General features: G+C 60.9%; 2 protein-coding genes and 1 pseudogene. 2 read left to right on the forward strand and 1 reads right to left on the reverse strand.

Annotated features, from left to right (window positions below; translation table 11 throughout):
* Together H1Y01_RS01245 and rpoD are read left to right on the forward strand one after the other, a co-directional pair.
* Positions 1-312, forward strand: a pseudogene (locus H1Y01_RS01245) (AhpC/TSA family protein); the annotation flags it as partial.
* Positions 313-735: 423 nt separating this feature from the next.
* Positions 736-2,445: an RNA polymerase sigma factor RpoD gene (rpoD, locus tag H1Y01_RS19795; protein WP_180538281.1), complete on the forward strand. Its 1,710-nt coding sequence runs from the start codon at positions 736-738 to the stop codon at positions 2,443-2,445.
* Here rpoD and H1Y01_RS01255 read toward each other — a convergent pair.
* The gene (locus H1Y01_RS01255) at positions 2,442-4,004 is read right to left on the reverse strand and encodes a Fic family protein (RefSeq protein ID WP_180538282.1); all 1,563 of its coding nucleotides are present in this window, start codon (positions 4,002-4,004) and stop codon (positions 2,442-2,444) included. The two genes, rpoD and H1Y01_RS01255, sit on opposite strands and share 4 nt — an antisense overlap.
* Positions 4,005-4,137 lie beyond the last annotated feature (133 nt).

Consider the following 4,137-nt stretch of genomic DNA (forward strand, 5'->3'; position numbering starts at 1 on the left):
GACGCCGGGCGCATCGTTCAAAAGGACCTCGACATCGCCGAGTACACCGATCCCCTCCACAATCCCATGATTCCCCACACGATTGTGCTGGAGCCCGGTCTGATCGTTTACAAGGTCTACAACGGCTACTGGTTCTGGGGCCGGCCCACGCTGGAAGATCTCCGCCAGGACCTCCGCGCCGTTACCCGAAAATGCCGGCCGGACTGGGACATCACAACGCCGGAGTTGAAAGCCGCGTGGCAGCAAGGCCGCAAGGAGCTCTTCTACCCGTACGGGAAAGCGTTCGTCCAGACGTTGGGTGAACAGGACTAGCAGCCCGTGGGCTGTACCGCGGCGCAACCGCTCCGTGACCGTCGCGGCTCTTTCGAGCCGGATCGGGTCAACGCGGCTGACAGCGGACGACCCTCCCTTTCGGTCGGGCTCGGAGTGGGGCTGTACGGTCCCTTTTCATCCTTGGTTGCGGAACTGAATTTCGTCGAAATGGAGGCACTCAATTAAGATGTCCGAGGAAATTAACCCAAACCGGCGCCGGTTCCTATGCGAGCAAGTTTTCGGGAAGATACGAACACCGGGCGATCCGGGGCGGCATCGGGCACAAGCTTTTGCCCAGGCTGGGATTGACGTCGACGGTTTTTGAGTTTTCCGCAACTGCGCTTCGTAACTCAACAATACTTATCCAAATTTCTCTGGCCCTATCCGACCTCTTTTCACGCATTACTTTTTGAGGTAGACTTTATGGAGCAATCGTCGCAAGCTTGCGTTTCGGGAGTTCAAAACGCGGTTCCTTTGGTGACGGGCGGAGAACAGTTCGAGCGGAATGACGACCGTCTGGTCGCGTCCCGAATCACGCCCTCGGCGTTCTTCGAAATTTCCGGCTTCATCGCCGAGCGCGATGCCTCGCCTGTTCACGAGCTAGACGACATCCTTCTCGCGGACCTCGATGCTCCGTCCGCGCCCGAATCCAACCGCTTCGACGGTAGCGACCTCGAACCGGACGACGACGGCATTGTCGATATTGGCGATCTGGGTCTTTCCGCCGGAATTGCCGCGCGCGCCGATGATCCGGTCCGGACGTACCTTCGCGAGATGGGCGCCGTTCCGCTGCTGACGCGCGATCGCGAAACACTCCTCGCGCAACGCATCGAACGCGGAAACAATCTGCTGCGCCGCCAACTCGCGCGTTCTCCTTTTGTGGTTCGTGAATTCCTGCAACTGGCCGAAGATATGGAGGCGGGCGCGGTCGATGCGCGGGATGTGATTCTTTTTCAAGAACCGATACCCAGTGAAGAAACGGTGTCGCAGGCCATCGTCACCTTCCGCGCCTCCTGCGAAGAGATCGTGGGGCTGCAAAAGCGGCTCACACCGATGCGCCAGCGTCTGTCCATCGTGTCTCGCGGGATGAAGCCGAAACAGCACCTGCACCTCCGCTGGAATTGCGCGCGTCTCGTCATCCGGATCTCGCGCGTGATACTCGCGTGCAAACTGCAGAGCGGTGTTTACAACCAACTCCTGGAACGCATCGGGGATGCCGTCGATGAACTGCGGCCTCTCGACCGCGACATCAGCCGGCTGCAGCGCGCTTCGGACCGTGAGCTTCGGAATGGCGCGCGCCGCGAACAGCGTGGGTACGCGCTACGGCTGCAAGCTCTGGAGCAGCAATTTGGAGCGTCGTTCGCGGAATTGCGGCGCACTCATGCCCGCGCGGTAACGGGGGCGCGCATGGCCGAATCGGCCAAGCACGAGATCACTCACGCCAATCTGCGTCTGGTGGTCAGCATCGCCAAACGCTATACCGGCCGCGGTCTGGCGTTTCTCGATTTGATTCAGGAAGGGAATATCGGGCTCATGCGCGCGGTCGAGAAATTCGACTACCGCCGCGGTTATAAGTTCTCGACGTATGCGACCTGGTGGGTGCGACAGGCGGTCAGTCGCGCGATTTCGGATCAGGCCCGCACGATCCGCATTCCGGTGCATATGATCGAAACGATCAATAAGCTGATCCGCACGTCACGCCAACTTGTACAAGAGTTAGGCCGCGAGCCGAGCAGCGAGGAGATCGCTGAGCGCGCCGCTCTGCCGCTGCAGAAGGTTCGCCGCGCGATGCGCGTCGCTATGGAACCGATCTCTCTCGAGACGCCGGTGGGAGACGCCGAAGAATCGCACCTCGGCGAGTTCATCGAAGATCCACGAGGCGTTTCGCCGGCCGACCGGATGGTCGCCTTGAACCTTTGCGAGCAGACGGCGGAGGTTCTGAAGCTATTATCGCCGCGTGAAGAGAAAGTTATCCGGCTGCGATTCGGACTGGACGACGGGGGCGAGCGGACGCTCGAAGAAGTCGGCCAAAGCTTCGCGATTACGCGCGAAAGAATTCGTCAAATCGAAGCGAAGGCTTTGCGTAAGCTGCGGCATCCGAGCCGGAGCCAGCGGCTGCGCTGCTTCCTTTAGCTAAGAGCGGCCGGAGGGGTTATCCGACCGGAGGGGTTATCCGATAAGAAGCCCTCAAACGCGTCGCGCACGATCCCTTCGATAAGCTCCACTTCATCCTCGCGGAGTTGGTTGAATTCGCCTTCGCGGCGCCTTTTCGAAAGAACGCCATTGTTTTGGCGGATATAGAGGACCAGGTTCCCGGCCAGGCGATCCGGCATTTCGACAACTTCCATAATGCGGCGAATGGCGTCGTCATGCCGCCGCAGGTAATCAATCTCGCGCGGCAAGTCTTCCTCGACCGTTCGTCGCACGCACGAATACAGAAATTCGGCCTCGGCGGTGCAGTCGAAATAGCGGTAAAGGTCGGCGGTGTCGTTCGTGACCTCCACATTTCGCTCCGGCGTCGGCCGCCACGCGATGAACGGCATTAACGGACCCGAATGGGCCTGCAATGTTGTGCGGTAATCGTTAATGCGGTCGAGCATTACGGACGACACGGGAAACACCATGCCGGGCGGCGTGAAGTTCCGATCGGCGAGAACGTGGTGAATCAGGCAGCGATGCAGGCGGCCGTTGCCGTCCTGGAACGGATGGATGTAGACGAAGCCGAAGGAGGTGGCGGCGGCTTTCAGGACAGCGTCGAGTCCGTCGTCGCGCATGCGGTCATTCGCCTGGAGCAAACCGGCCATCAGATCGTCAAGATCGGCCGGGCGCGCGCCGATGAACTCGGGCAGCGGATCGCCGCTGTGATCCCGCTCGCCCAGAAACACACCATCGGTTCGCAGCCCTGGGTGTACAAATCGCGAGTCCTCAATCAGGATTTGTTGCAGGCGGAGGATTTCATCGAGCGTCAGGCGGTTCCTGCCGGCTTGCAGGATGGCGCGCCCCCATCGCTCCAGGCGATTGCGGGGAGGGCGCTCGCCTTCGATCTCGAAACTGGCGCGGCTATCGGCCAGCAGCATGAAGCTGGCCGCGCGCGCCACCAGATGCGCGCCCGTGCGGCCCACCGTCTCCAGCGCTCGGGCGGAGAGATCGGACTCGATGAACTCCGTCAGCGCCTTGCTACGACGGATCACAGGGCAGAATCGCCCGGCGCCCAGCAGATTATCGCGAACGCGATGGCGCTTCGAACTACGCGGCTGGCCGGTGAAGTAGGCTTTGGGGTCAAGCACGTCGATGACAGCGGCCCGCGGAGCATCTTCGACGTCCAGCGTACGGGCCATCAGCGCTTCGTACAGGAACCACGCGCGGCGAACAGGAATTCCGGTCGGCGCGGCGCGGACCATCGCCTCCATTTCCTGCCGTGGGACGGCCTCGAAGACGCGCTTGAGCACGAGCAGATCGATGGGCTCGTGACGCAGGGCGAAGATCAGTTGATCGGCAAAGCTGTTACCCTGCCAGTAACGCTTATCGAAGACGACCCAATCGCCCTCTTCACGCTGGCTGCCGCTGACGTGCTGGTCGGAGACGCAGCTCGGGCGGCGCACAGGCGCAGGCACCGCAAACCTCTCGGCGAGAGCTGACCAACCGGCCAGTTGTGCTTCAGCCGGAACCGTGCGCTCCTGAAAAATGGCCATGCCGTCGAAAACAGCATACAGCGGTCGAGCGTCGAAAAACCGTGTTTTTTGAGGGTCAGCGTCGAAAAAGCATGTCGAGCGTCGAAAAACCGTGTTTTTTGAGGGTCAGCGTCGAAAAAACGTGCAGGTTTAG

Source organism: Nevskia soli, from assembly GCF_903970205.1.
Taxonomy (GTDB): domain Bacteria; phylum Acidobacteriota; class Terriglobia; order Bryobacterales; family Bryobacteraceae; genus Bog-113.